This window comes from Pseudomonas putida, assembly GCF_028682475.1.
Taxonomy (GTDB): Bacteria; Pseudomonadota; Gammaproteobacteria; order Pseudomonadales; family Pseudomonadaceae; genus Aquipseudomonas; species Aquipseudomonas putida_AG.
The window spans coordinates 37,521-61,501 of sequence record NZ_JANHLE010000032.1 but is presented as its reverse complement, the minus strand read 5'-3'; the positions used below and the strand labels follow the sequence as shown (position 1 = coordinate 61,501).

General features: G+C 61.7%; 21 protein-coding genes. 7 read left to right on the top strand and 14 right to left on the bottom strand.

What is annotated here, in order from left to right:
* Window positions 1–70: 70 nt before the first annotated feature.
* From NPS47_RS21645 to NPS47_RS21630, 4 genes are all read left to right on the top strand, one after another.
* Complete coding sequence (locus NPS47_RS21645) at window positions 71–721, top strand: FadR/GntR family transcriptional regulator (RefSeq protein ID WP_274296810.1); 651 nt, start codon at window positions 71–73, stop codon at window positions 719–721.
* Window positions 722–736: 15 nt separating this feature from the next.
* Window positions 737–2,020, top strand: a complete 1,284-nt coding sequence (locus tag NPS47_RS21640; RefSeq protein ID WP_274296809.1) for a CynX/NimT family MFS transporter — start codon at window positions 737–739, stop codon at window positions 2,018–2,020.
* A 93-nt stretch (window positions 2,021–2,113) separates the two neighbouring features.
* Window positions 2,114–2,584, top strand: coding sequence for a nuclear transport factor 2 family protein (locus NPS47_RS21635; protein WP_274296808.1), 471 nt, complete (start codon window positions 2,114–2,116; stop codon window positions 2,582–2,584).
* Between the two features lie 40 nt (window positions 2,585–2,624).
* Window positions 2,625–2,924: a GIY-YIG nuclease family protein gene (locus NPS47_RS21630; RefSeq protein WP_274296807.1), complete on the top strand. Its 300-nt coding sequence runs from the start codon at window positions 2,625–2,627 to the stop codon at window positions 2,922–2,924.
* Here the strand turns inward: NPS47_RS21630 and yejK are convergent.
* The gene (gene yejK, locus NPS47_RS21625) at window positions 2,905–3,912 is read right to left on the bottom strand and encodes a nucleoid-associated protein YejK (RefSeq protein ID WP_274296806.1); all 1,008 of its coding nucleotides are present in this window, start codon (window positions 3,910–3,912) and stop codon (window positions 2,905–2,907) included. The two genes, NPS47_RS21630 and yejK, sit on opposite strands and share 20 nt — an antisense overlap.
* A gap of 408 nt (window positions 3,913–4,320) precedes the next feature.
* Here yejK and NPS47_RS21620 point away from each other — a divergent pair, with 408 nt between their 5' ends.
* Window positions 4,321–4,602, top strand: a complete 282-nt coding sequence (locus tag NPS47_RS21620) for an HU family DNA-binding protein (RefSeq protein WP_009398256.1) — start codon at window positions 4,321–4,323, stop codon at window positions 4,600–4,602.
* Window positions 4,603–4,673: 71 nt separating this feature from the next.
* On the opposite strand, the gene rlmF is transcribed toward NPS47_RS21620, so the two are convergent.
* From rlmF to NPS47_RS21595, 5 genes are all read right to left on the bottom strand, one after another.
* Complete coding sequence (rlmF, locus tag NPS47_RS21615; protein WP_274296805.1) at window positions 4,674–5,630, bottom strand: 23S rRNA (adenine(1618)-N(6))-methyltransferase RlmF; 957 nt, start codon at window positions 5,628–5,630, stop codon at window positions 4,674–4,676.
* 100 nt (window positions 5,631–5,730) lie between these two features.
* Entirely contained in the window at window positions 5,731–8,577 is a 2,847-nt protein-coding gene (locus NPS47_RS21610) for a valine--tRNA ligase (protein WP_274296804.1), read from the bottom strand.
* Between the two features lie 178 nt (window positions 8,578–8,755).
* Entirely contained in the window at window positions 8,756–9,115 is a 360-nt protein-coding gene (locus NPS47_RS21605) for a DNA polymerase III subunit chi (RefSeq protein WP_274296803.1), read from the bottom strand.
* A gap of 4 nt (window positions 9,116–9,119) precedes the next feature.
* On the bottom strand, window positions 9,120–9,548 hold the full coding sequence (locus NPS47_RS21600; protein ID WP_274296802.1) for a DNA polymerase III subunit chi: 429 nt from the start codon (window positions 9,546–9,548) through the stop codon (window positions 9,120–9,122).
* 50 nt (window positions 9,549–9,598) lie between these two features.
* On the bottom strand, window positions 9,599–11,092 hold the full coding sequence (locus NPS47_RS21595) for a leucyl aminopeptidase (RefSeq protein ID WP_274296801.1): 1,494 nt from the start codon (window positions 11,090–11,092) through the stop codon (window positions 9,599–9,601).
* A gap of 286 nt (window positions 11,093–11,378) precedes the next feature.
* On the opposite strand from NPS47_RS21595, the gene lptF reads away from it, so the two are divergent.
* On the top strand, window positions 11,379–12,494 hold the full coding sequence (gene lptF / locus NPS47_RS21590) for an LPS export ABC transporter permease LptF (RefSeq protein WP_274296800.1): 1,116 nt from the start codon (window positions 11,379–11,381) through the stop codon (window positions 12,492–12,494).
* The gene (gene lptG, locus NPS47_RS21585; protein WP_274296799.1) at window positions 12,487–13,548 is read left to right on the top strand and encodes an LPS export ABC transporter permease LptG; all 1,062 of its coding nucleotides are present in this window, start codon (window positions 12,487–12,489) and stop codon (window positions 13,546–13,548) included. Before lptF ends, lptG begins: the two co-directional genes overlap by 8 nt.
* Window positions 13,549–13,697: 149 nt before the next feature.
* Here the strand turns inward: lptG and NPS47_RS21580 are convergent, their stop codons facing one another.
* From NPS47_RS21580 to NPS47_RS21545, 8 genes are all read right to left on the bottom strand, one after another.
* On the bottom strand, window positions 13,698–14,186 hold the full coding sequence (locus NPS47_RS21580) for an RDD family protein (protein WP_274296798.1): 489 nt from the start codon (window positions 14,184–14,186) through the stop codon (window positions 13,698–13,700).
* A 163-nt stretch (window positions 14,187–14,349) separates the two neighbouring features.
* Window positions 14,350–14,562 carry a cold-shock protein gene (locus tag NPS47_RS21575; protein WP_010220199.1) on the bottom strand — a complete coding sequence of 71 codons (213 nt, stop codon included), beginning with the start codon at window positions 14,560–14,562 and terminating at the stop codon, window positions 14,350–14,352.
* A 350-nt stretch (window positions 14,563–14,912) separates the two neighbouring features.
* Complete coding sequence (gene gcvT, locus NPS47_RS21570; protein ID WP_274296797.1) at window positions 14,913–16,037, bottom strand: glycine cleavage system aminomethyltransferase GcvT; 1,125 nt, start codon at window positions 16,035–16,037, stop codon at window positions 14,913–14,915.
* A 27-nt stretch (window positions 16,038–16,064) separates the two neighbouring features.
* Window positions 16,065–17,441 carry an L-serine ammonia-lyase gene (locus tag NPS47_RS21565; protein WP_274296796.1) on the bottom strand — a complete coding sequence of 459 codons (1,377 nt, stop codon included), beginning with the start codon at window positions 17,439–17,441 and terminating at the stop codon, window positions 16,065–16,067.
* A 100-nt stretch (window positions 17,442–17,541) separates the two neighbouring features.
* On the bottom strand, window positions 17,542–20,397 hold the full coding sequence (gcvP, locus tag NPS47_RS21560) for an aminomethyl-transferring glycine dehydrogenase (protein WP_274296795.1): 2,856 nt from the start codon (window positions 20,395–20,397) through the stop codon (window positions 17,542–17,544).
* Between the two features lie 9 nt (window positions 20,398–20,406).
* Complete coding sequence (gene gcvH / locus NPS47_RS21555) at window positions 20,407–20,790, bottom strand: glycine cleavage system protein GcvH (RefSeq protein WP_274296794.1); 384 nt, start codon at window positions 20,788–20,790, stop codon at window positions 20,407–20,409.
* Between the two features lie 312 nt (window positions 20,791–21,102).
* Window positions 21,103–22,308 carry a sodium/glutamate symporter gene (gene gltS / locus NPS47_RS21550; protein WP_274296793.1) on the bottom strand — a complete coding sequence of 402 codons (1,206 nt, stop codon included), beginning with the start codon at window positions 22,306–22,308 and terminating at the stop codon, window positions 21,103–21,105.
* A gap of 154 nt (window positions 22,309–22,462) precedes the next feature.
* Complete coding sequence (locus NPS47_RS21545; RefSeq protein ID WP_274296792.1) at window positions 22,463–23,971, bottom strand: sigma-54-dependent transcriptional regulator; 1,509 nt, start codon at window positions 23,969–23,971, stop codon at window positions 22,463–22,465.
* Between the last annotated feature and the right edge of the window lie 10 nt (window positions 23,972–23,981).

Sequence of the window (23,981 nt, the reverse complement as noted above, 5' to 3'; positions counted from 1 at the left end):
TTGCTTTTACACAATTCAGGGGAGTATTCTCTCTCGCCTAAATTCATCCGATGATTGGATGTAAAGTCAAATGACTCTGCTAATCAAACGCTCGCTGGTCGAGCAGGCCGTCGATCAACTGCGCCAGCGCATCACCAGCGGTACCTGGGCGGTAGGGCAACGCCTGCCAACCGAGCCGGAGCTGGCCACGGAGCTTGGCATCAGCCGCAATACAGTGCGCGAAGCCATGCGCGTGCTCGCCTTCAGCGGCCTGGTCGAAGTCCGCCAGGGCGACGGCAGCTATCTGCGCACCGCGGTCGACCCGCTACAGGCAGTCCAGGCGCTGTCCCGCTGCAATCTTGAACAGGCGCGGGAAACGCGGCACATCCTCGAAGCCGAGGCAATCGGCCTGGCAGCGCTACGCCGCACCGAAGAGGATCTGCAAGGTCTGCGTGAAGCACTGGGCCATAGCAGCGAGCATTTTCATGCTGATCTGGAGCGTTATGTCGGCTGCGACTTGATCTTCCACCAACGCCTGGTGGATGCCGCGCACAACCCGGCATTGAGCGAGTTGTACCGCTACTTCTCCGGGGTAGTGGCCGCTACCGTGCACCACAACCTGAGCCATGCGCCGCGCTGCCAGCTGGTTTTCGACTTGCATGGCCAGATTCTCGACGCTATCGAACAACGCGATCCGGACAAGGCCAAAGCCCTGAGCCGGACCCTGATCAACGAATCCTGACCTTGCGAGGCTGCCATGGCGCATGACGCTGCCCGAAACACCCAGCCGGCCAATGGGCCGGAGCTGGAAGAACTGCTGATCGACGCCGAAGCCGACGACGAGCAGGTGCAACAACAGCCGGTGTTGCTCAAACGTCCCTGGCTGTTGCTGCTTGGCCTGGTGCTGGTGGCGCTGAACCTGCGCCCGGCGCTGTCGAGCATGGCGCCGCTGCTCAGTCTGGTATCCGAGAGCCTTGGCCTGAGCGCTTCTCAGGCCGGTTTGCTGACGACGCTGCCGGTGCTCTGCCTGGGCCTGTTTGCGCCCTTGGCGCCGATTCTGGCGCGGCGCTTTGGCAGCGAGCGGGTGATCCTCGGCATCCTCCTGACCCTGGCAGCCGGTATCGCTGTGCGTAGTGCTTTCGGCAGCACCGGTGTGTTTGTGGGCAGTATCATGGCTGGCGCCAGCATTGGTGTGATCGGGGTCTTGTTGCCGGGAATCGTCAAGCGCGACTTTCCCAAGCATGCCGGCACCTTGACCGGGGTTTACACCATGGCGTTGTGCCTGGGGGCGGCCATGGCGGCCGGCGCCACGGTGCCGTTGAGCGAGCATTTTGGCGACAGCTGGTCGCTGGGACTGGGCTTCTGGCTGATACCCGCCTTGCTGGCAGCGCTGATCTGGTTGCCGCAGGCGCGCCAGGGTCATGGCGCGCATCATGTGGCGTACCGGGTGCGCGGCCTGCTGCGTGACCCGCTGGCCTGGCAGGTCACCCTGTACATGGGCTTGCAGTCGTCGCTGGCTTACATCGTCTTCGGTTGGTTGCCGTCGATTCTCATCGGTCGCGGCCTGTCCCCGACCCAGGCCGGACTGGTGCTGTCCGGGTCGGTGATCGTGCAGTTGATCAGCTCGCTCAGCGCGCCATGGCTGGCGACGCGTGGCAAGGATCAGCGCCTGGCCATTGTCGTGGTCATGCTGCTGGCGCTGGCCGGCCTGTTCGGCTGCCTGTATGCGCCGCTCGACGGACTGTGGGGCTGGGCAATCGTGCTCGGGCTGGGGCAGGGCGGGACCTTTGCCCTGGCGCTGACCTTGATCGTGCTGCGCTCCAAAGATGCTCATGTCGCAGCTAATTTGTCGAGCATGGCCCAAGGCGTCGGTTACACCCTGGCGTCCATGGGGCCGTTTGCCGTGGGGCTGGTGCACGATCTGACTGGTGGCTGGAATGCGGTCGGCTGGATCTTTGCGGTGTTGGGTGTCGGCGCCATCGGTTTTGGTTTGAAGGCCGGGCGCAATCTGCATGTGCAGGTGGTGAGCGAACGGGTTTGAAGCGATGGGTATTCATCGGGTAAATGCCCATAGCTTTTTGCCACATGAGCGGACTATCGTGCGGGTCTATTTCATCGGAAACGGACCCGCCTCATGAGCGATGACCACAGTGCTTTGATCAAGCGCTTTTACGAGGCATTCCAGCACCTTGATGCCGAAGCTATGGTGGCCTGCTACAGCGATGACATCATCTTCAGCGACCCGGCATTCGGCACCCTGCGCGGCAAGGACGCCGGCGATATGTGGCGTATGCTCACCACCCGTGCCAAGAGCTTTACCTTGACCTTCGACAGCGTGAGTGCCGACGAACGTAGCGGTGCGGCCCACTGGGTCGCCACCTACCTGTTCAGCCAGACCGGGCGCACCGTGGTCAACGACATCCAGGCGCGCTTTGTCTTTCGCGACGGCAAGATCTGCGAGCATCACGACAGCTTCGACCTGTGGCGCTGGTCGCGGCAGGCGCTGGGCACCACCGGGTTGTTGCTGGGCTGGACACCGATGATCCAGGGCAAGGTTCGTCAGCAGGCATTGAAAGGCCTGCGCGCGTTTCAGGCCAGTCGCTGAACGGGTAAGCTGTCGACTTTGTCGTCGAATAGTCCGCACCGTGTCCGAAGCTGCCGTCGAAACGCCCCTGAAACCCTGGTATGTCTACCTGGTACGTGCCGCCAATGGCTCGTTGTATTGCGGTATCAGTGATAATCCGCAACGACGTTTCATCGCCCACCAGAAGGGCCAGGGCGCGCGCTACTTCAGTACCAGTCCGGCAGTGGCGCTGGTCTACGTCGAGGCCTGGCCGGACAAGGCCGAGGCACTGCGCCAGGAGCGCCTGGTGAAGAAGCTGCGCAAAAGCGCCAAGGAGGCCCTGGTGGCCTCCTGGCAAGGGCTCAGTCCTTGCGACGCTTGAGCTGATCGGTCAGCTGCGTCGGCAAACCTTTGATGATCAGCGTGCCGGCTTCTTCGTCGTATTCGACCTTTGAACCCAGCAGGTGTGCCTCGAAGCTGATCGACAGGCCTTCGGCGCGGCCGGTGAAGCGGCGGAACTGGTTCAGGGTACGTTTGTCGGCAGGAATCTCCGGCGACAGGCCGTAGTCCTTGTTGCGGATGTGCTCGTAAAAGGCCCGTGGACGGTCTTCGTCGATCAACCCGGAAAGCTCTTCCAGGGTCACTGGCTCACCGGCCTTGGTCTGGCTGGTGGCATAGTCGACCAGGGTCTGGGTCTTTTCCCGGGCGGCTTCCTCCGGCAGGTCCTCGCTTTCGACAAAGTCGCTGAAGGCTTTGAGCAGGGTGCGGGTTTCGCCTGGGCCATCAACGCCTTCCTGGCAGCCGATAAAGTCGCGGAAGTACTCCGAGACTTTCTTGCCGTTCTTGCCCTTGATGAACGAGATGTACTGTTTCGACGCCTTGTTGTTCTGCCACTCGGAGAGGTTGATCCGCGCGGCCAGGTGCAACTGGCCCAGGTCCAGGTGGCGCGACGGGGTGACGTCCAGCTCGGCGTTCACCGCCACGCCCTCACTGTGATGCAGCAGGGCGATCGCCAGGTAGTCGGTCATGCCTTGCTGGTAGTGGGCGAACAGGACGTGACCACCGACCGACAGGTTGGATTCTTCCATCAGTTTTTGCAGGTGCTCGACGGCGACCCGGCTGAAGGCGGTAAAGGTGCTGGCGTCTTCCAGGTACTCTTTCAGCCAGCCGCTGAACGGGTGGGCGCCGGACTCGGCATGGAAGAAACCCCAGGCTTTGCCTTGTTTGGCGTTGTAGCTGTCGTTGAGGTCGGCCAGGAGGTTTTCGATGGCGCTGGACTCGGCCAGTTCGGTATCGCGTGCATGCAGCACAGCGGGGCTGCCATCGGGTTTTTTGTCGATCAGGTGGACGATGCAATGACGGATCGGCATGGGATTCTCGGTTGAAAATGGGCGGTGCTGGCCGCGTTGCAAAGTTGCCAAGTGTACCTCAGCCCAGAGGTGATTCAGCGGCCAGATGTTGGCAGAAATGTCGGTTGTTCGTTTTTTGTTCAGTTTTTTGCGTTTTTTCGCGCAAAGCCCCGAAAAACCTGCACATTTAGCCGGTCAGCTGCGGATATTTATCCATTCCTGTGGTAGTTTTGCCCGGTCTTGCGCCCCGTGTGCGGCGCATTGCTGGCAGACCGCTCGCGTCACGTCGAACCAAACGCCGTTTTACGTATCTACATACGCGAATGGCGTGGCTGTAACACCGGACCGCCGGTTACCCCGCAGGTCTGGCTCGATGACTGACGTAGCACTCTGCATACTCACTGAATTTGATAGGGAAGGAACACCACCATGGCATTGACCAAAGACCAACTGATCGCCGATATCGCCGAAGCTATCGACGCGCCGAAAACCACCGCGCGTAACGCTCTGGAGCAACTGGGTCAGATCGTTGCTGATCAACTGGAAAATGGCAGCGAAATCACTCTGCCAGGCATTGGCAAACTGAAAATCACCGAGCGTCCTGCCCGTACCGGCCGCAACCCTTCGACTGGCGCTGCCATCGAAATCGCTGCCAAGAAAGTCGTCAAGTTCGTTCCAGCCAAAGTGCTGACCGACGCTGTAAACAAGTAATTGTAAGCAGCATTAAAAAACCGCGTCCGGTGTGAGCCAGACGCGGTTTTTTTGTGCCCTGTGGGAGCGGGCTACTTGGTCGCCCAGCGGTTCTGGCGCCAGGCCTGGCGGGCATTGGTGTCCTGGAAGGTCCAGGCGACCATGCGGCTTTGTTTCTGCCCTTGGCCCATTTCGACAATCCGCAGGTCTTGCGCACCGGCCTTCTTCAGCGCGGCCTGAATGCCTGGCAGGTTGGAGGCTTTGGACACCAGTGAGGTGAACCACAGCACCTGCTGGCCTAGCGCGGCGCTTTCGGCCACCAGTTGGCTGACGAAGCGGATTTCGCCGCCTTCGCACCACAGCTCGTTGTTCTGCCCGCCAAAGTTCAGCACCGGCAACTTACGCTTGGGATCGGCCTTGCCCAAGGCTCGCCACTTGCGCTGGCTGCCGCGGGTAGCCTCTTCCCGTGAGGCATGGAAGGGCGGGTTGCACAGGGTCAGGTCGTAACGCTCGTCGTCTTTGAGCAGTCCGAGCAGGATGTGCTTGCGATTGCCTTGCTGGCGCAGGCTGATGGCCTTATCCAGACCGTTGGCCTGGACGATGGCCTTGGCTGCGGCCAGCGCAGTGTTGTCGATGTCCGAGCCGAGAAAGCGCCAGCGGTAGTCGCTGTGGCCCAGCAGCGGATAGATGCAGTTGGCACCGACACCGATGTCCAGGGCGCGCACCTGGGCGCCGCGGGGAATTTCGCCATTGTTCTCTTCGGCGAGCAGTTCGGCTACGACGTGTATGTAGTCAGCGCGGCCGGGAATCGGCGGGCACAGGTAGTCGGCCGGGATATCCCAGTGCTGGATGCCGTACTGGGCCTTGAGCAGGGCGCGGTTGAACACCCGGACGGCGTCGGGGTTGGCAAAGTCGATGCTCGGCTTGCCGTGCGGGTTGGTGATCATGAACTGGCCCAGTTCGGGGCTGCTCTTGATCAGCTCAGGAAAGTTGTAGCGACCCTGGTGGCGGTTGCGCGGATGCAGGGTCGGTTTGTTGGGTGTGGTCATCGCGTTTTTCCGGTGGAAAGCATCGCGGGTCAAGCCCGCTCCCACAAGGTGCTGTGGGAGCGGGCTTGACCCGCGATAGCGTCGCTGAGATCAGCGCGTATTACAGCGCAGCAATCCGCGCATGCTGCTCGGTGAAGTTGGCCAGGGCCTGTTCGGCCTCGGCCAGCTTGGCGCGTTCCTTGTCGATCACCGCAGGCGGTGCCTTGTCGACGAAGGCCGCGTTGGACAGCTTGCCGCCGACACGCTGGACTTCACCTTGCAGGCGCTGGATTTCCTTGTTCAGGCGCGCCAGCTCGGCATCTTTGTCGATCAGGCCGGCCATCGGCACCAGCACTTGCAGATCACCCACCAGCGCGGTGGCGCTCAGCGGTGCTTCGTCCTGTTCGCCGAGCACGGTGAAGGATTCGATCTTCGCCAGCTTCTTCAGCAGCGCTTCGTTTTCCTGCAGGCGGCGCTGGTCTTCGGCGCTGGCGTTCTTGAGGAACAGTTGCAGTGGCTTGCCCGGGCCGATGTTCATCTCGCCGCGGATGTTGCGCACGCCGAGCATCAGCTCCTTGAGCCACTCGATGTCGCCTTCGGCTGCGGCATCGATGCGGCTTTCGTTGGCCACCGGCCATGGCTGCAGCATGATGGTCTTGCCTTCGGCGCCAGCCAGCGGCGCCAGGCGCTGCCAGATTTCTTCGGTGATGAACGGCATGAACGGATGGGCCAGACGCAAGGCCACTTCCAGCACGCGCACCAGGGTGCGACGGGTGCCGCGGGCACGCTCGACCGGGGCGTTTTCGTCCCACAGCACAGGCTTGGACAGTTCCAGGTACCAGTCGCAGTACTGGTTCCAGATGAACTCGTAGAGCGCCTGGGCGGCCAGGTCGAAGCGGAATTGCTCCAGCTGGCGGGTTACTTCGGCTTCGGTGCGTTGCAGCTGCGAGATGATCCAGCGATCAGCCAGCGACAGCTCGTAGGCTTCGCCGTTCTGGCCGCAGTCTTCGCCTTTGTCCAGCACGTAGCGGGCGGCGTTCCAGATCTTGTTGCAGAAGTTGCGATAGCCTTCGACGCGCCCCATGTCGAACTTGATGTCGCGACCGGTCGAGGCCAGCGAGCAGAAGGTAAAGCGCAGGGCGTCGGTGCCGTAGCTGGCGATGCCTTCGGGGAACTCGGCTTTGGTCTGCTTGGCGATTTTCTCGGCCAGTTTTGGCTGCATCATACCGCTGGTGCGTTTTTCCAGCAGTTCGTCGAGGGTGATGCCGTCGACGATGTCCAGTGGGTCAAGGACGTTGCCCTTGGACTTGGACATCTTCTGGCCCAGGCCGTCGCGGACCAGGCCATGGACGTAGACAGTCTTGAACGGAACTTGCGGGGTGCCGTCCTCGTTCTTCACCAGGTGCATGGTCAGCATGATCATCCGGGCAACCCAGAAGAAAATGATGTCGAAACCGGTGACCAGTACGTCGGTGGAGTGGAAGGTCTTGAGGAATTCGGTCTGCTGCGGCCAGCCCAGGGTCGAGAATGTCCACAGGCCCGAGCTGAACCAGGTGTCGAGCACATCGTTGTCCTGGTTCAGGACCACGTCGGCACCGAGGTTGTGCTTGGCGCGTACTTCTTCTTCGCTGCGGCCGACGTAGACTTTGCCGGACTCGTCGTACCAGGCCGGAATACGGTGGCCCCACCACAGCTGGCGGCTGATGCACCAGTCCTGGATGTCGCGCATCCAGGAGAAGTACATGTTTTCGTACTGCTTGGGAACGAACTGGATGCGGCCGTCTTCGACAGCGGCAATCGCAGGCTCGGCCAGCGGTTTGGTCGAAACGTACCACTGGTCGGTCAGCCACGGCTCGATGACGGTGCCGGAGCGGTCGCCTTTCGGCACTTTCAGGGCATGGTCGTCAACGCTGACCAGCAGGCCGGCGGCGTCGAAGTCGGCAACGATCTGCTTGCGCGCGACGAAGCGGTCGAGACCGGCGTACTGGGCGGGCAGGGTGGCGTCGACACTTTCGTTGACGCTGCCGTCGAGGTTGAACACCTGGGCGGCCGGCAGGACGAAGGCGTTCTTGTCGAAGATGTTCAGCAGCGGCAGGTTGTGGCGCTTGCCGACTTCGTAGTCGTTGAAATCGTGAGCCGGGGTGATCTTCACACAGCCGGTACCGAATTCAGGGTCGCAGTAGTCGTCACCGATGATCGGGATGCGGCGGCCAACCAGTGGCAGCTCGACGAACTTGCCGATCAGCGCCTTGTAGCGCTCGTCTTCGGGGTTCACGGCCACGGCGGCGTCGCCGAGCATGGTTTCCGGACGGGTGGTGGCAACGATCAGGTAGTCTTTGCCGTCGGCAGTCTTGGCGCCGTCAGCCAGCGGGTAGCGCAGGTTCCACAGGTGACCTTTCTCGTCATGGTTTTCCACTTCGAGGTCGGAGATGGCCGTGTGCAGCTTGGTGTCCCAGTTGACCAGGCGCTTGCCGCGGTAGATCAGACCGTCTTCATGCAGGCGCACGAAGGCTTCCTTGACCGCTTCCGACAGGCCGTCGTCCATGGTGAAACGCTCGCGGCTCCAGTCGACCGAGGAGCCCAGGCGGCGAATCTGGCGGCTGATGTTGCCACCGGACTGGTCTTTCCATTCCCAGACTTTTTCCAGGAATTTCTCGCGACCCAGATCATGACGGTTCTGGCCTTTGGCCTCGAGCTGGCGCTCGACCAGCATCTGCGTGGCGATACCGGCATGGTCGGTACCCGGCTGCCACAGGGTGTTGCGGCCCTGCATGCGGCGGAAACGGATCAAGGCGTCCATGATCGCGTTATTGAAACCATGACCCATGTGCAGGCTGCCGGTGACGTTCGGCGGCGGAATCATGATTGTGTAGGAATCGCCTGCACCTTGCGGAGCGAAGTAATTCTCGGACTCCCAGGTGTTGTACCAGGAAGTTTCAATAGCGTGCGGCTGGTAGGTCTTATCCATGCTCGGCGGGACCCTATGGCATATATTCAGGAAAGCCGAGCAGTATAACGGGGATAAGTGCCGGGGCGTAGCATGAGGTGATGGCAGGAGGTAAAAACTTCGCGGGGCAAGCCCGCTCCCACCGGCTGACCGCAACCCCGGTGGGCGCGGGCTTGCCCCGCGATTCAATTCATTCTGGCTATTGGTTGAGCAAACGCTCGAGCCGGGCATCGAGCCGACGTTTGATCTCGTTCTCGATGTGCGGGGTGAAGTCGTTGATCACGTCCTGCATGATCAACTGAGCGGCAGCGCGCAGTTCGCTATCAAGGTGCAGCAGGGTTTCCTGGCGCTTGGCCTGCGGGTCGGCAGGTGCTTGCGGTGCAGGTTCCGGCGCAACCACAGGTGCAGGCTCGGCCTCTTCAAGCAGCAGCGGAATCTGCTCCTCGACGGTATCGGTCAGCAGCGGTGGCTCAAGGGATTCGTCGCCCAGCAGCTGACGGATCGACTCAAGGTCGTCCAGCAGGTGTGCGGATTGCGGCAGGGGTGTGGGTTTATCCATCGTTTTAGAGTCGCTGTAAGCGGTGATCCTGCAGAGCATAGCCCTGTTCGCGGTAGAAACGGAAACTCTCTCGGGCAGCCTGACGAATCGTCGGCTCCTCGACCACGATCTCGGCAATGCGGGCAAAGCGGGCGGCGAACGATGGAACCTTGAGGTCGAGGTTGATCAGCAGGTCCCGGTGGCTGCCGGGATCGTCTCCCAGCCCCAATACCACACTGCCCTGGGGCTGTTCTTCGGCGCCATTGTGCGGCACGAAAGCTTCACCCTTGAAGGCCCACAGGCGGGTATCCAGTTCGTCGCGCTGGGCGGCGTCGGCGCAGTGCAGGTAAACCTGATGCCCCATGCGCCAGGCCTTGTCGCAAAGCTTGCAGGCGAAATCCAGGCGCGCCGAGGGCGCGTCGCTGGGCAGAATATAGAAATCGACTTTGCTCATGATCAGCACGCCGGCCGGCTACACCCTGGGGGTAGACGGCCGGCATTCACTCAGGCGTTGGCGCGATCGAGCAGGTACTGGGTCAGCAGCGGCACCGGACGGCCCGTGGCGCCCTTGTCCTTGCCACCACTGATCCAGGCGGTGCCGGCGATATCCAGATGGGCCCAGTTGTAGGCCTTGGCAAAACGCGACAGGAAGCAACCGGCGGTGATGCTGCCGGCCTTCGGGCCGCCGATGTTGGCGATGTCGGCGAACGGGCTGTCCAGCTGTTCCTGGTATTCGTCGAACAGCGGCAGCTGCCAGGCACGGTCGTCGGCCCGCTTGCCGGCGTCGAGCAGCTGGTTGACCAGCTCGTCGTTGTTACCCATCAGGCCCGAGGTGTGGCTGCCCAGGGCGACAATGCAGGCGCCGGTCAGGGTGGCGATGTCGACCACGGCCTGTGGCTTGAAGCGTTCGGCGTAGGTCAGGGTATCGCACAGCACCAGGCGGCCTTCGGCGTCGGTATTGAGGATCTCGACGGTCTGCCCGCTCATGGTGGTGACGATATCGCCCGGACGGGTGGCGCCGCCGCTCGGCATGTTCTCGGCACAGGCCAGCAGGCACACCAGGTTGATCGGCAGCTGCAGTTCGAGTACCGCGCGCAGGGTGCCGAAGACACTGGCTGCACCGCCCATGTCGAACTTCATTTCATCCATGCCGGCGCCAGGTTTGAGGCTGATGCCACCGGTATCGAAAGTGATGCCCTTGCCGACCAGCACGAACGGTTTCTCGCTCTTCTTGCCGCCTTGGTAGTTGAGCACGATCAGGCGTGGCGGCTGGTCGCTGCCCTGGCCAACGGCGTAGAACGCGCCCATGCCCAGATCCTTGATCTTTTTCTCGTCGAGCACGTCGACTTTCAGGCCTTTGAAGGCTTTGCCCATGCCCTTGGCCTGCTCGGCCAGGTAGCTTGGGTGGCAAACGTTGGGTGGCAGATTGCCCAGATCGCGGGCAAAGCTCATGCCGGCAGCGATTGCGCCGGCGTGCTTGACGGCGCGCTCGACTTCGGCGGCACCGGCCTTGTCGGCCAGCAGGGTGATCTTCTTCAAGGCGCGGGGTTCGGTCTTCTTGCTCTTGAACTGGTCGAAAACGTATTCACCGTCGAGCAGGGTTTCGGCCAGCAGACGCGTCTTGCTATAAAAAGCATCGCGGCCAGTCACGGCGACATCGTCCAGCGCCAGTACCGCGTCGCTGCCGTTGAGGCCCTTGAGCACCGCCAGCACGCTGGTAACCACTTTGCGCCAGCTGCGGTCACCCAGTTCGCTGTCCTTGCCGGTGCCGACCAGCAGGACGCGCTCGGCCTTGAGGTTGGGCAGGCTTTGCAGCAGCAGGGTCTGGCCCAGCTTGCCGGTCAGGTCGCCGCGCTTGAGCACGGCACTGAGGGCACCGCCGCAGGCTTCGTCGATGGCCTTGGCGCTGGCGCCGAGTTTGCGGCCTTCAGCTACCGCGAGCACCAGGGTGGCGGTTTTCAAGGATGCAGCGGCTACGCTTTTTACAACCAGTTCCATGTCAGGTTCCCCGAATGATCTGTCTTTGTGCGCTGTCTGTGCAGGCACTTTAAGCGAGCTGGCCGCGTGGTCGCGTGCCAGTGAGAAAGCCGCCAGTTTGAGCCCGCTCGGACCGACCTGACAACCCCGTCAATGAAGCATTGTGCATCGCCAGTGACAGGCACGGCCAATCACAGGATAATGCGCCAACTTTTGTGCGGGTTCGCTTTGGCGGGTCGGCAACTATCTTGGCTGTTATGGATTCTTTGTTTGGCTGTCCGAGCCTGACAACCCAGGAGTGTCTGGTTTGATCGTCTTCCGATATCTGTCCCGCGAGGTCCTGGTGACCTTGAGTGCCGTCAGCGCCGTGCTGCTGGTGATCATCATGAGCGGGCGCTTCATCAAATACCTGGCCCAGGCGGCCCAGGGCATTCTCGACCCGGGTGTGCTGTTTCTGATCATGGGCTATCGCCTGCCGGGGTTCCTGCAGCTGATCCTGCCGCTGGGCCTGTTCCTGGGGATCCTGCTGGCCTACGGCCGGCTGTACCTGGAGAGCGAGATGACCGTGCTGTCGGCCACCGGCATGAGCCAGCAGCGTCTGCTGGGCATGACCATGGCACCGGCCGCCCTGGTGGCCTTGCTGGTCGCCTGGCTGAGCCTGGGCCTGGCGCCGCAGGGGGTTACCCAGGTAGCACAGATCATCAACCAGCAAGACGCCCTGACTGAATTCGATACCCTGGTACCTGGGCGATTCCAGACCCTGCGCGATGGCTCGCGGGTGACCTACACCGAGCAATTGTCCGAAGACCGCGGCAACCTGGCAGGTGTGTTCATTTCCGAGAAGCGTTTCTCTTCGGACAAGAGCAAGGAGCGTGCGCCTTCGGTGCTGGTCGCTGAAAAAGGTCGTCAGGAAGTCGGTGCCGACGGCAACCGCTACCTGATTCTGGAGAACGGTTACCGTTATGACGGCAATCCGGGGCAGGCCGATTACCGCGCGATCAAGTACGACACCTATGGCGTGCTGTTGCCCAAGCCTGAAGTCAGTGAGGAAATCACTGATCGCGAGGCTATCCCAACTTCCGAACTGATTGGCAGCGAGGGCCGACGTGAGCGCGCCGAGCTGCAGTGGCGCCTGTCGTTGCCGTTGCTGGTGTTCGTGGTCACCCTGCTGGCAGTGCCGCTGTCACGGGTCAATCCCCGCCAAGGCCGTTTCCTCAAGCTGTTGCCGGCCATTCTTCTGTATATGGCGTACCTAACCATGCTGATCGCTGTACGTGGCGCCCTGGAAAAAGGCAAGTTGCCGATTGGCCTGGGTATCTGGTGGGTTCACGGTCTGTTCCTGCTCATTGGCCTTGGTTTGATGTATTGGGAGCCGCTACGCCTCAAGCGTGCCGCGCGTCGTGCGGAGGTGGCCCATGGTTAAGCTCGACCGCTACATCGGCAAGAGCGTGCTGGTGGCCATTCTGGCTGTGCTCGGCATTATCCTGGGCCTGGCGTCGTTGTTCGCCTTCATCGATGAGATGAGCGACATCACTGACAGCTACACGTTGATGGATGCCGGCAATTTTGTCTTGCTGACCGCCCCGCGGCGTCTTTACGACATGCTGCCGATGGCCGCCCTGATCGGCTGCCTGATTGGCCTTGGCAGCCTGGCCAGCAGCAGTGAGCTGACCATCATGCGTGCGGCCGGGGTGTCGATCGGCCGCATCGTCTGGGCGGTGATGAAGCCGATGCTGGTACTGATGCTGGCCGGTATCCTGATTGGCGAATACCTGGCGCCTGTGACCGAGAACAAGGCCCAGGCCGATCGTTCTCTGGCCCAGGGCAGTGGTGAGGCGCAGAGCTCCAAGCGCGGCATGTGGCATCGCCAGGGTGACGAGTTCGTGCACATCAACTCGGTGCAACCCAACGGCCTGTTGTACGGCGTGACCCGCTATCGTTTCGACAACGAGCGTCACCTGGTCACTTCCAGCTTTGCCCGTCGTGCCCAGTACCAGGAAGATCACTGGCAACTGAGCGACGTGACCACCACCTATTTCCGTGGTGATCACACTGAAGTGGTCAAGGCGCCTGCTGAGCGCTGGGATGTCACCGTTACGCCGCAACTGCTCAATACCGTGGTGCTGGCACCGGATTCCCTGTCGATCACCGGGCTGTGGCAGTACATCCACTATCTGTCTGACCAGGGCCTGAACAACGCCCGTTACTGGCTGGCATTCTGGACCAAGGTCCTGCAACCGATGGTGACGGCGGCGCTGGTGTTGATGGCTATCTCGTTCATTTTCGGTCCGTTGCGTTCGGTGACCTTGGGGCAGCGGGTGTTCACCGGTGTATTGGTGGGTTTCGTGTTCCGTATTGCCCAGGACTTGCTCGGGCCCTCCAGCCAGGTGTTTGGCTTCCCGCCGTTGCTGGCGGTGGTGATACCGGCGGCGATCTGTGCCGGGGCGGGCTGGTGGATGTTGCGACGCGCGGGTTAAGCGCGACAGGCATGAAAAAGCCGACCTTAGGGTCGGCTTTTTTGTGGTTCACGGAATACCGGGGACTATGATTCCTGGGTTGGGGTATTGCGAGCTTATCCATTCAATGTGGTGCAGCCTCAATAGCCCAGCCCAACCGTGTCTGCCGGCTATTTTTTCGCTTTGGGCAACTGCACCAATTGAGTATCGGAGTAGATGTCATGCCAGGTGCGTTGGCGCTTGTCGAACAGCGACCAGATGAAACCCAGACCCAGGCACAGCCAGGAAGCGATAGAGACGACAAAACGCAGCAGAGCCTGCCACAGACTGATGGCACTGCCATCGGCGTTCTGCACGCGAATGCGCCACACCTGCATGCCCAGGGTCTGCCCGCCGTGAGTCCAGAACTTGGCGAAGAAGCCAAACAGGGCAAACAGCAAAATCGTCGACAGCAACGGGTCACCGTCCAGAGCACCGGCTTCGGTCAGCTGACGCATACGCGCTTCACCGATGATTGCCATCTGGATCATCTTGTACACGCCAGCGGTAACGATCAGCAGCGCGGTACACAACAGGAAATCGTAGAACATGGCGGCCAGGCGCCGACCCAGGCCGACAACCGGAAAGTCGCCCTGGGGCTGCAACATCTGCTTGGGCATACATGGCCCTCCTTGGGCAAAACCGCCATTCTACGGAATTACGCGCCCAAGTCGTTGCCCTGTGACACGGTTTATCGTTGAGACCGTAATCGCGGGGCAAGCCCGCTCCCACAGGCACAAAAAAGCCCCTGCTGTTGCCAGCAGGGGCTTTTTATATCGGGAATCAGGCTTCCGCGATAACTTCGTCAGCCTGCATGCCTTTCTGGCCTTGCACGGCGATGAAGGTCACTTTCTGGCCTTCTTTCAGGCTCTTGAAGCCGTTGCCCTGAATAGCGCGGAAGTGTACGAACAGATCCGGACCGCTTTCTGGAGTGATGAAACCAAAACCTTTCTCGTCGTTAAACCACTTGACGGTACCGCTCTGACGTTGGGACATTGTCTTATTTCCTTTGAAACTTAGAATTAGTAACAGCTTCTTCCAAATGAAAGAGTACTGGGCTGGGTTGCAGGAAAGTAAGAGACGTCGAACGGGTTGTAGCAAATCTCAGCGCTACTGCCCAGGTCACGAACCATAGCGACCCATGCAAACACAGTGCAGTGACTCTACGCTAACTCTGTCGGCAAAAACAAGCCCTCAAAGCCGCTCCGGCTCTACCTTTTAGCAGCCGTTCGGTCGATTTTTTTCTGCTCATTCCAGCACGTGCTGCGAAGCTTTTCGAAAGTAATAAAACGCGTTCGAATTCGAAAATCCGAACGCGTTCATGACACAAAGTTTCAACTAACGATTCAGCCGCGGTAGTAGCGCTGTGCAACGAACGGCATCTTGCTGACTTTCATTGCCACCCGCTTGCCGCGAACAATCGCCCAGACTGCTGTTTCCAGTGCAGTATGCGCAGCATCCAGATAACCCATTGCCACCGGTGCATTCAAACTTGGTCCGAAGCCACCGCTGCAAACAGTCCCGATGACCGTGCCGGCATCGTCGACGATTTCGGCGCCTTCACGCACCGGGGTGCGCTCCTGCGGCAGCAGGCCCACGCGTTTGCGCGCCACACCGCTTTGCTGCTGGGCAAAGATCGCTGCGGCACCGGGGAAGCCACCGGCACGTTCGCCATCGGCACGACGCACCTTGGAGATGGCCCAGAGCAGGCTGGCTTCGATCGGTGTGGTCTGGGTGTTCATGTCGTGGCCGTACAGGCACAGACCGGCTTCCAGGCGCAACGAGTCGCGGGCGCCGAGGCCGATGGCGGCGACTTCCGGTTCGGCCAGCAGGCGACGGGCCAGTGCTTCGGCTTTGTCGGCCGGCACGGAAATCTCGAAACCGTCTTCGCCGGTGTAGCCCGAGCGGCTCACGTAACAGTCGGCACCCAGCAGTTGTACTGGCTGGAACTGCATGAAGGTCATTTGTGCAACGGCAGGCGCCAGGCGCTCGAGTACCTTGACCGCCGCCGGGCCTTGCAGGGCCAGCAGGGCGCGTTCTTCGAACAGCGGCTGAATCTGGCACTGCTCGCCGATGTGCTGGCGCAGGTGAGCCAGGTCCTGGTCCTTGCAGGCGGCGTTGACCACCAGGAACAGTTCATCGTTACCGAGGTTGGCGACCATCAGGTCGTCAAGGATGCCGCCCTGTTCGTTGGTGAACATCGCGTAGCGCTGCATGCCTACCGGCAAGTCGATGATGTCGACCGGCACCAGGGTTTCCAGGGCCTTGGCCGCATTGGCACCGCTCAGGCGGATCTGGCCCATGTGCGAGACGTCGAACAGGCCAGCCTGCTCGCGGCTGTGCAGGTGCTCTTTCATCACCCCCAGCGGGTACTGGACCGGCATGTCGTAACCGGCGAACGGCACCATGCGTGCCCCCAGTTCCAGGTGCAGGGCGTGCAGCGGGGTCTTGAGCAGTGTTTCGGTGGACATTGATGACTCCTTGGGCTTTAGAGGGTGTCAGCATTCGATGATGTTGACGGCCAGACCGCCGCGGGCGGTCTCCTTGTATTTGCTTTTCATGTCGGCGCCGGTCTGGCGCATGGTGCGAATGACCTTGTCGAGGGAGACGAAGTGCTGACCGTCGCCACGCAGGGCCATGCGCACCGCGTTGATGGCCTTGACCGAGCCCATGGCATTGCGCTCGATACAGGGCACCTGAACCAGCCCGCCGATCGGATCGCAGGTCAGGCCCAGGTTATGTTCCATGCCGATTTCGGCGGCGTTTTCGACTTGCTGCACGGTGCCGCCCATGACTTCGCACAGGGCACCGGCGGCCATCGAGCACGCCACTCCCACCTCGCCCTGGCAGCCGACTTCGGCGCCGGAGATCGAGGCGTTTTCCTTGTAGAGGATGCCGATGGCGGCAGCGGTGAGCAGAAAGCGCACCACGCCGTCTTCGTTGGCGCCGGGGATGAAGCGCATGTAGTAGTGCAGCACCGCCGGGACAATGCCGGCGGCGCCATTGGTGGGCGCGGTGACTACCCGCCCGCCAAAGGCGTTTTCTTCATTCACCGCCAGGGCGTAGAGGTTGACCCAGTCGAGCACCGAAAGCGCATCACGCAGGCTTGCCTCCGGATTGCTGCACAACTGGCGATAAAGTGCCGCGGCGCGGCGTCTGACCTTGAGTCCGCCAGGCAGAATGCCCTCGTTGCGACAGCCGGCAGCGACGCAGTCCTGCATCACCTGCCAGATCCGCAACAAGCCGCTGCGGGTTTCGCTTTCCGGGCGCCAGGCCGCTTCATTGGCCAGCATGACCTGGCTGATCGACAGGTTCTGCGCGGCGCAATGGCCGAGCAGTTCCTTGGCGGTCTTGAACGGGAAGGGCAGCAGCGTAGTGTCTTCGACGATACGGTCGGCCCCCGCTGCATCTTCATCGACGACAAAGCCACCGCCCACCGAGTAGTACTCGCGGCTGCGGATTTGCAGACCGGCATGGTCGAAGGCGCGGAAGATCATGCCGTTGGGGTGATAGGCCAAGGGCTTGCGAATCATCGCCAAGTGCTGTTTTTCGATGAATCCGATGGCGTGCTCGCCCAGCAGCTTTAGCCGTCCAGTGCTGCGGATGGTGTGCAGGCGGGCGGGAATGCTTTCGGTGTCGACGCTGTCGGGGTGTTCGCCTTCAAGGCCCAGGAGCACGGCCTTGTCGCTGCCATGCCCTTTGCCGGTGGCACCGAGCGAACCATAGAGCTCGGCCTTGACGCTGACCGTGGCGGCCAGCAGACCGTCGCGACGCAGGCCTTCAGCAAAACGCGCAGCGGCGCGCATAGGGCCTACGGTATGGGAACTGGAGGGGCCGATGCCGATCTTGAACAGGTCGAAGACGCTTAGTGACATGGTCGTACCCTCGTTGTGGTGAAGGGTTTCGCGGGGCAAGCCCGCTCCCACAGGGATGATGGTGATCCTGTGGGAGCGGGCTTGCCCCGCGATGAGGCCCTCAGACGTCCTGATAGCTCTCGATCGACGGGCAGGCGCACACCAGGTTACGGTCGCCAAACACGTTGTCGACGCGACCGACCGGCGGCCAGTACTTGCCTTCTACCAGCGTCGCCAGCGGGTACACCGCCTGTTCGCGGCTGTAGGGATGGCTCCACTCACCGGCAATTTCAGCAGCCGTATGCGGTGCGTTCTTCAGCGGGTTGTCGTCCTTGTCCAGGCTGCCGTTTTCCACCGCGCGAATCTCTTCGCGGATGCGGATCATGGCCTCGCAGAAGCGATCCAGTTCTTCTTTAGACTCGCTTTCGGTCGGTTCGATCATCAACGTACCGGCCACCGGGAACGACATGGTCGGGGCGTGGAAACCGAAGTCGATCAGGCGCTTGGCCACGTCGTCGACGCTGATGCCGCTGCTGTCCTTGAGCGTGCGCAGGTCGAGGATGCACTCGTGTGCCACCAGGCCATTGCTGCCGGTGTACAACACAGGATAGTGCTCTTCCAGGCGGCGGGCGATGTAGTTGGCGTTGAGAATCGCCATTTGCGAGGCACGCTTGAGCCCGGCGCCACCCATCATGCGGATGTACATCCAGGTGATCGGCAGGATGCTGGCGCTGCCGAACGGTGCAGCGCAGACTGCGCCCTGCTTGTTGTCCATGTGTGCGTGACCTGGCAGGAACGGCGCCAGGTGCGACTTGACGCCGATCGGGCCGACGCCCGGGCCGCCACCGCCGTGCGGAATGCAGAAGGTCTTGTGCAGGTTCAGGTGCGAAACGTCGCCACCGAACTTGCCTGGGGCACAGAGGCCGACCATGGCGTTCATGTTGGCGCCGTCGATGTACACCTGGCCGCCGTTGTCGTGGATGATCGCGCAGATTTCGCCGATGGCTTCTTCGAACACGCCATGGGTCGACGGGTAGGTGATCATCAGCGCCGCGAGGTGTTCGCGGTGCTCGATGGCCTTGGCGCGCAGGTCGTCGATATCGACGTTGCCGCGGGCGTCACAGGCGGTCACCACCACGCGCATGCCGGCCATATGGGCGGTGGCCGGGTTGGTGCCGTGGGCCGAGGACGGGATCAGGCAGATGTCGCGGCGAGCGTCGCCACGGCTCTGGTGGTAGGCGCGAATGGCCAGCAGGCCGGCGTACTCACCCTGGGAACCGGCGTTCGGTTGCAGCGATACGGCGTCGTAGCCGGTGGCGGCGCAGAGCATGGCCTCCAGCTCATCGGTCAGTTGCTGGTAGCCCTGGCTCTGTTCGGCCGGCGCGAATGGGTGCAGGTTGCCGAATTCGGCCCAGGTCACCGGAATCATTTCGCTGGCGGCATTGAGCTTCATGGTGCACGAGCCCAGCGGGATCATGGTGCGGTCCAGCGCCAGGTCCTTGTCGGCCAGGCGGCGCAGGTAGCGCATCAGCTCGGTTTCGCTGTGGTAGCGGTTGAACACCGGGTGCTCGAGGATCGCCGACTGGCGCAGCAGGGCGGCAGGCAGTTGCGCCTGAACACTGGCCGCCAGGGTGCTGAATGCAGGAACGGTTTTGCCACCGGCAAACAGCTGCCACAGCGCTTCGACGTCAGCCTGGGTGCTGGTTTCGTCCAGCGACAGGCCCAGACGTTGGGCATCGATCTGGCGCAGGTTGAGGCGCAGGGCCCGAGCCTTGTCGTGCAGGCTGGCGGTAGCATCGCCGGTCACCAGGGTCAGGGTGTCGAAGAACGCCGCGGTTTCGACATTGACGCCGATCTGCTTGAGACCAGCAGCGAGGATCGCGGTCAGGGCGTGGGTACGCTGGGCGATCTGCTTCAGGCCCTGCGGGCCGTGGTAGACGGCGTACATGCTGGCGATGTTGGCCAGCAGGACCTGGGCGGTGCAGATGTTGCTGGTGGCTTTCTCGCGACGGATGTGTTGCTCGCGGGTCTGCATGGCCAGGCGCAGGGCGGTCTTGCCGAAGCGGTCGATCGACACGCCGACCAGACGGCCGGGCATGTCGCGCTTGAACGCGTCACGGGTGGAGAAGTAGGCCGCGTGCGGGCCACCGAAGCCCAGCGGGACGCCGAAGCGCTGGGCGCTACCGATGGCGACGTCGGCACCGAATTCGCCAGGCGGGGTCAGCAGGGTCAGGGCCAGCAGGTCGGCGGCAACCGCGACCAGGGCATTGGCCGCGTGCAAGCGCGCGACCAGTTCGCTGTAGTCGAACACGTCACCATTGCTGGCCGGATACTGCAGCAGGGCACCGAAGAAGGCGCTGACATCATCGAGCTCGCGCTCGTCGCCGACCACCACTTCGATACCCAGCGGCTCGGCACGGGTACGCAGCACGTCGAGGGTTTGCGGGTGGCAATGCACCGAGGCAAAGAAGGCGTGGCTGCCCTTGTTCTTGCTCAGGCGCTTGCAGAAGGTCATGGCTTCGGCGGCAGCGGTAGCTTCGTCGAGCAGCGAGGCGTTGGCGATCGGCAGGCCGGTGAGGTCGCTGATCAGGGTCTGGAAGTTCAGCAGGGCTTCCAGGCGGCCCTGGGAAATTTCTGGCTGGTACGGGGTGTAGGCGGTGTACCAGGCCGGGTTTTCCAACAGGTTGCGCAGGATCGGTGCCGGGGTATGGCAGTTGTAGTAACCCTGGCCGATGAAGCTCTTGAACAGCTGATTGTTACCCGCGATGGCCTTGAGCGACGCCAGCGCGTCGGCTTCGCTTTGCCCTTCGCCCAGTTCCAGCACGCTGGTGCCCTTGATGCTGTCAGGAATGACGGCGGCGCTCATGGCTTCCAGGGATTCGAAACCCAGGGTGGCAAGCATGTGTTGCTCGTCAGCCTGGCGCGGGCCGATATGACGGGCGATGAATTCGTTGGCAGTGCCGAGGTTGATGGTCATGGCGAGTCCTCAGGCGTCAGCGTTGGCTTTGATCAGGCGGTCGTAGGCGTCCTGGTCGAGCAATTGCGCGACGGCGCCGGCATCGGCTGGAATGAAGCGGAAGAACCAGCCGTCACCCAGCGGATCTTCGTTGACCAGCTCAGGGTTGCCTTCGAGTTTGTCGTTGACTGCGACGACTTCACCGCTCAACGGCATGTACACGCCGCTGGCAGCCTTTACCGATTCAACGGTCGACGCTTCTGCGCCCTGGTCGTAGCTTTGCAGCTCCGGCAGTTGCACAAAAACCACATCGCCCAAGGCGTTCTGGGCAAAGGCGGTGATGCCCACGGTGACACTGCCGTCGGCTTCGACGCGCAGCCATTCGTGATCTTCAGTGAAACGCAACTCGCTCATGGGGAATCCTCGGGAAGCAGGGCGTTGGGCGCGATGTGTTCGCGCTCTTGGGTTGAGGTTCCCTTAGCAAAAATGCGGCCAGTATCAAAAAGTGCTTATAAATCAGTAAGTTACAGATTTCTCGTAATCATTCGTACATTTAAATGGAATGAAAACGCTACAGATAGGCGGGTAGCGAAAAGGTTTGGAGGATCAACCCCTTGTAGATGGCGACTTGAATGAGGGTGTAACAAATTCGCTACGGTGTAGCGTTTTCGATACAGTCCTTGCGCGGCGTTGTTTGCGCAAGGACCTCAACCCGAACTCAGGCATTCAGACAGCGACGAAGAATGGCAACGCCAGGTACAGCTTGATCACGATGACATTGATGATGTCGATGAAGAACGCGCCGACCATCGGTACGACCAGGAAGGCGATCTGCGAAGGCCCGAAGCGTTGCGTCACGGCTTGCATGTTGGCGATGGCCGTTGGCGTTGCACCCAGTCCGAACCCGCAATGCCCCGCTGCCAACACTGCCGCATCGTAATTGCTTCCCATGATTCGGAACGTCACGAATATCGCAAACAGCGCCATGACCAATGTCTGTGCAGCCAGAAGAATGAAGAACGGCAATGCCAGGGCAGCCAGGTCCCATAGCTTGAGCGACATCAGTGCGATCGCTAGAAACAGCGACAGGCTGACATTGCCCAATACTGATACTTCGCGCTCGAATACTTGATACACGCCACACATTGAAAGCCCGTTGCGCAGCAGGACACCCACAAACAAGACGCAAACAAATGTCGGCAATTCGAATGCGCTGCCGTGGAGCAGGCTATTAAAGAGGTTGCCTGCCATCAGGCTGACCGCAATCAGCGCGAGGGTTTCGATCATTGTGAATGGCGTTATCAAACGCTCTTCGTTCGGCTGTTCAAAGCCCTTTGGCACGCGGGGCATTTCATGCTCGATGCCGGGCGTCTGGACCCGCTTGATGAGCAGGCGGGCAACCGGCCCGCCAATCAGCCCGCCCAGCACCAGGCCAAACGTGGCAGCGGCCAGTGCCAGTTCACTGGCGGACGCCAGGCCGTAGTTCTCACTGAAGGTCGCGCCCCACGCAGCGCCCGTGCCGTGGCCGCCCGACAAGGAAATCGAGCCGGACAGCAAGCCCATCAGGGGATCGAGCCCCAGTGCCTTGGCCAGGGCAATGCCCATGGCATTCTGGACCAGCAGCAGTCCGGTGACGGCCAGCAGGAAAATACCGACGATGCGTCCGCCTTTCTGCAAACTCGAGATATCGGCACTCAAACCGATGGTGGCAAAAAAGGCCAGCATCAAGGGCGTTTGCAGTGAAGTATCAAACTGCACCTGCAGCTCCATGGCGCGCAGCCCGAGAAGCAGCAGGGCAACTACCAGTCCCCCGGCTACCGGTTCGGGAATATTGTAGGTGCGCAAGAAACCAACGCGTGTAACAAGCCCGCGCCCTAGTAAAAGTACCAGGGAGGCGGCCACGAGTGTGCCGTAGAAATCGAGTGCAAGCATTCAGGTTACCCTTTGCTCTGATTAGAGGCGAACACTGCCTGGGGACGCCTTTGGGGCAGGCGAGTTTATGGGCAATTTCAGCGCTCTACGGCTAGGAAAATTCTGAATAACCTTGCGATTTTGGCCTGTAGGTAAGAGGCCTTGGTCAAACACTTCAGGCCTTGTCTGGAATGCCGTATTTGCGCAACCGCTGGGCAATGGCAGTGTGCGATGTCTGCAACCTCCCCGCCAACTGGCGGGTGGAGGGGTAGCTGGCATACAGACGCAGCAGCAGCTCGCGCTCGAAATCACTCACGGCCTGTTCCAGGCTCGCCACCTCGCCATCCTGACCGCGCGCTACCGAGGTACCGGCGATGTCCAGGTCGCCGATGTCGACCACACTGCTTTCGCAAATGGCCGCGGCACGGAAGATGACGTTTTGTAGCTGGCGCACGTTGCCCGGCCAGCGATTGTCGAGCAGGGCCGGATAGGTGCCCGGGGCCAGGCGGCACAGCGGACGCTGGATCTGGGTGCAGGCCTGCTGCATGAAGTAGCGGGCCAGCAGCAGGATGTCCTGGCCGCGCTCGCGCAGCGGCGGCACTTGCAGGTTGAGCACGTTCAGGCGGTAGAACAGGTCTTCGCGAAAACTGCCCTCGGCGACCATTTTTTCCAGGTCGCGGTGCGTGGCGCTGAGGATCCGCACATTGACCTTTACTTCGCGATCGCCACCGACCCGACGGAAGCTGCCGTCATTGAGAAAGCGCAGGAGCTTGGCTTGCAGGTACGGCGACATTTCACCGATCTCGTCGAGGAACACCGTGCCCTGGTTGGCCAGTTCCATCAGACCCGGTTTACCGCCGCGCTGGGCACCGGTGAAGGCGCCTGGGGCATAGCCGAACAGCTCGCTCTCGGCGAGGTTTTCCGGCAATGCCGCACAGTTCAGCGCCAGGAACGGCGCACTGTGGCGGCTGCTGATGGCGTGGCAGGCGCGGGCTACCAGCTCTTTGCCGGTACCGGTTTCACCATGAATCAGCAACGGTGCATCGAGGGCTGCGACGCGCAGGGCGCGGGCCTTGAGGGTGCGGATTGGCGGCGAGTCGCCGAGCAGGGCATCGAAGCCTTCGGCGTGATCGTGGTGCAAGGCCGACAGCCGTTCGCCGATGCGGTTGGGCTGGTACAGGGTCAGCAAGGCGCCGGCGTTGGTGATCGGGGTGGCATCGAGCAAAAGGGTCTGGCCGTTGAGCACCACTTCGCGCATGGGCAGGCGAAAGCCCTGTTCGATCAACGCCTCAAGCAGGCCGGGGTCGTCAAACAGATCGACCACCGAGCGATCCGAGGGCTCCTGACCGCACAGGGCCACCAGCGCCGGGTTGGCCAGCAGCACGTGACCGGCGCTGTCCAGGGCCAGGACCGGGTCGCTCATGGCGGCAAGCAGGGCATCGAGCTGCAGGTGGCGGCGCTGGCCGGGAAGGATGTCGACGACCCGCACCGATTGCACACCGCGCACGTTCAACAGGGCGTCGTGCAGCTCTTCGAGGACATGCGGGCTGAGGGTCGGGGCGTCGATGTAAACGTTGGGCGGCACCATCTCCACGGCGTCCAGGTTGAGGTTGCGGGCACCGAGCAGGGCCAGTACTTCCTGGGTGATGCCGACGCGGTCGATGAAGCTGACGTGGATGCGCATGGGGGAACGG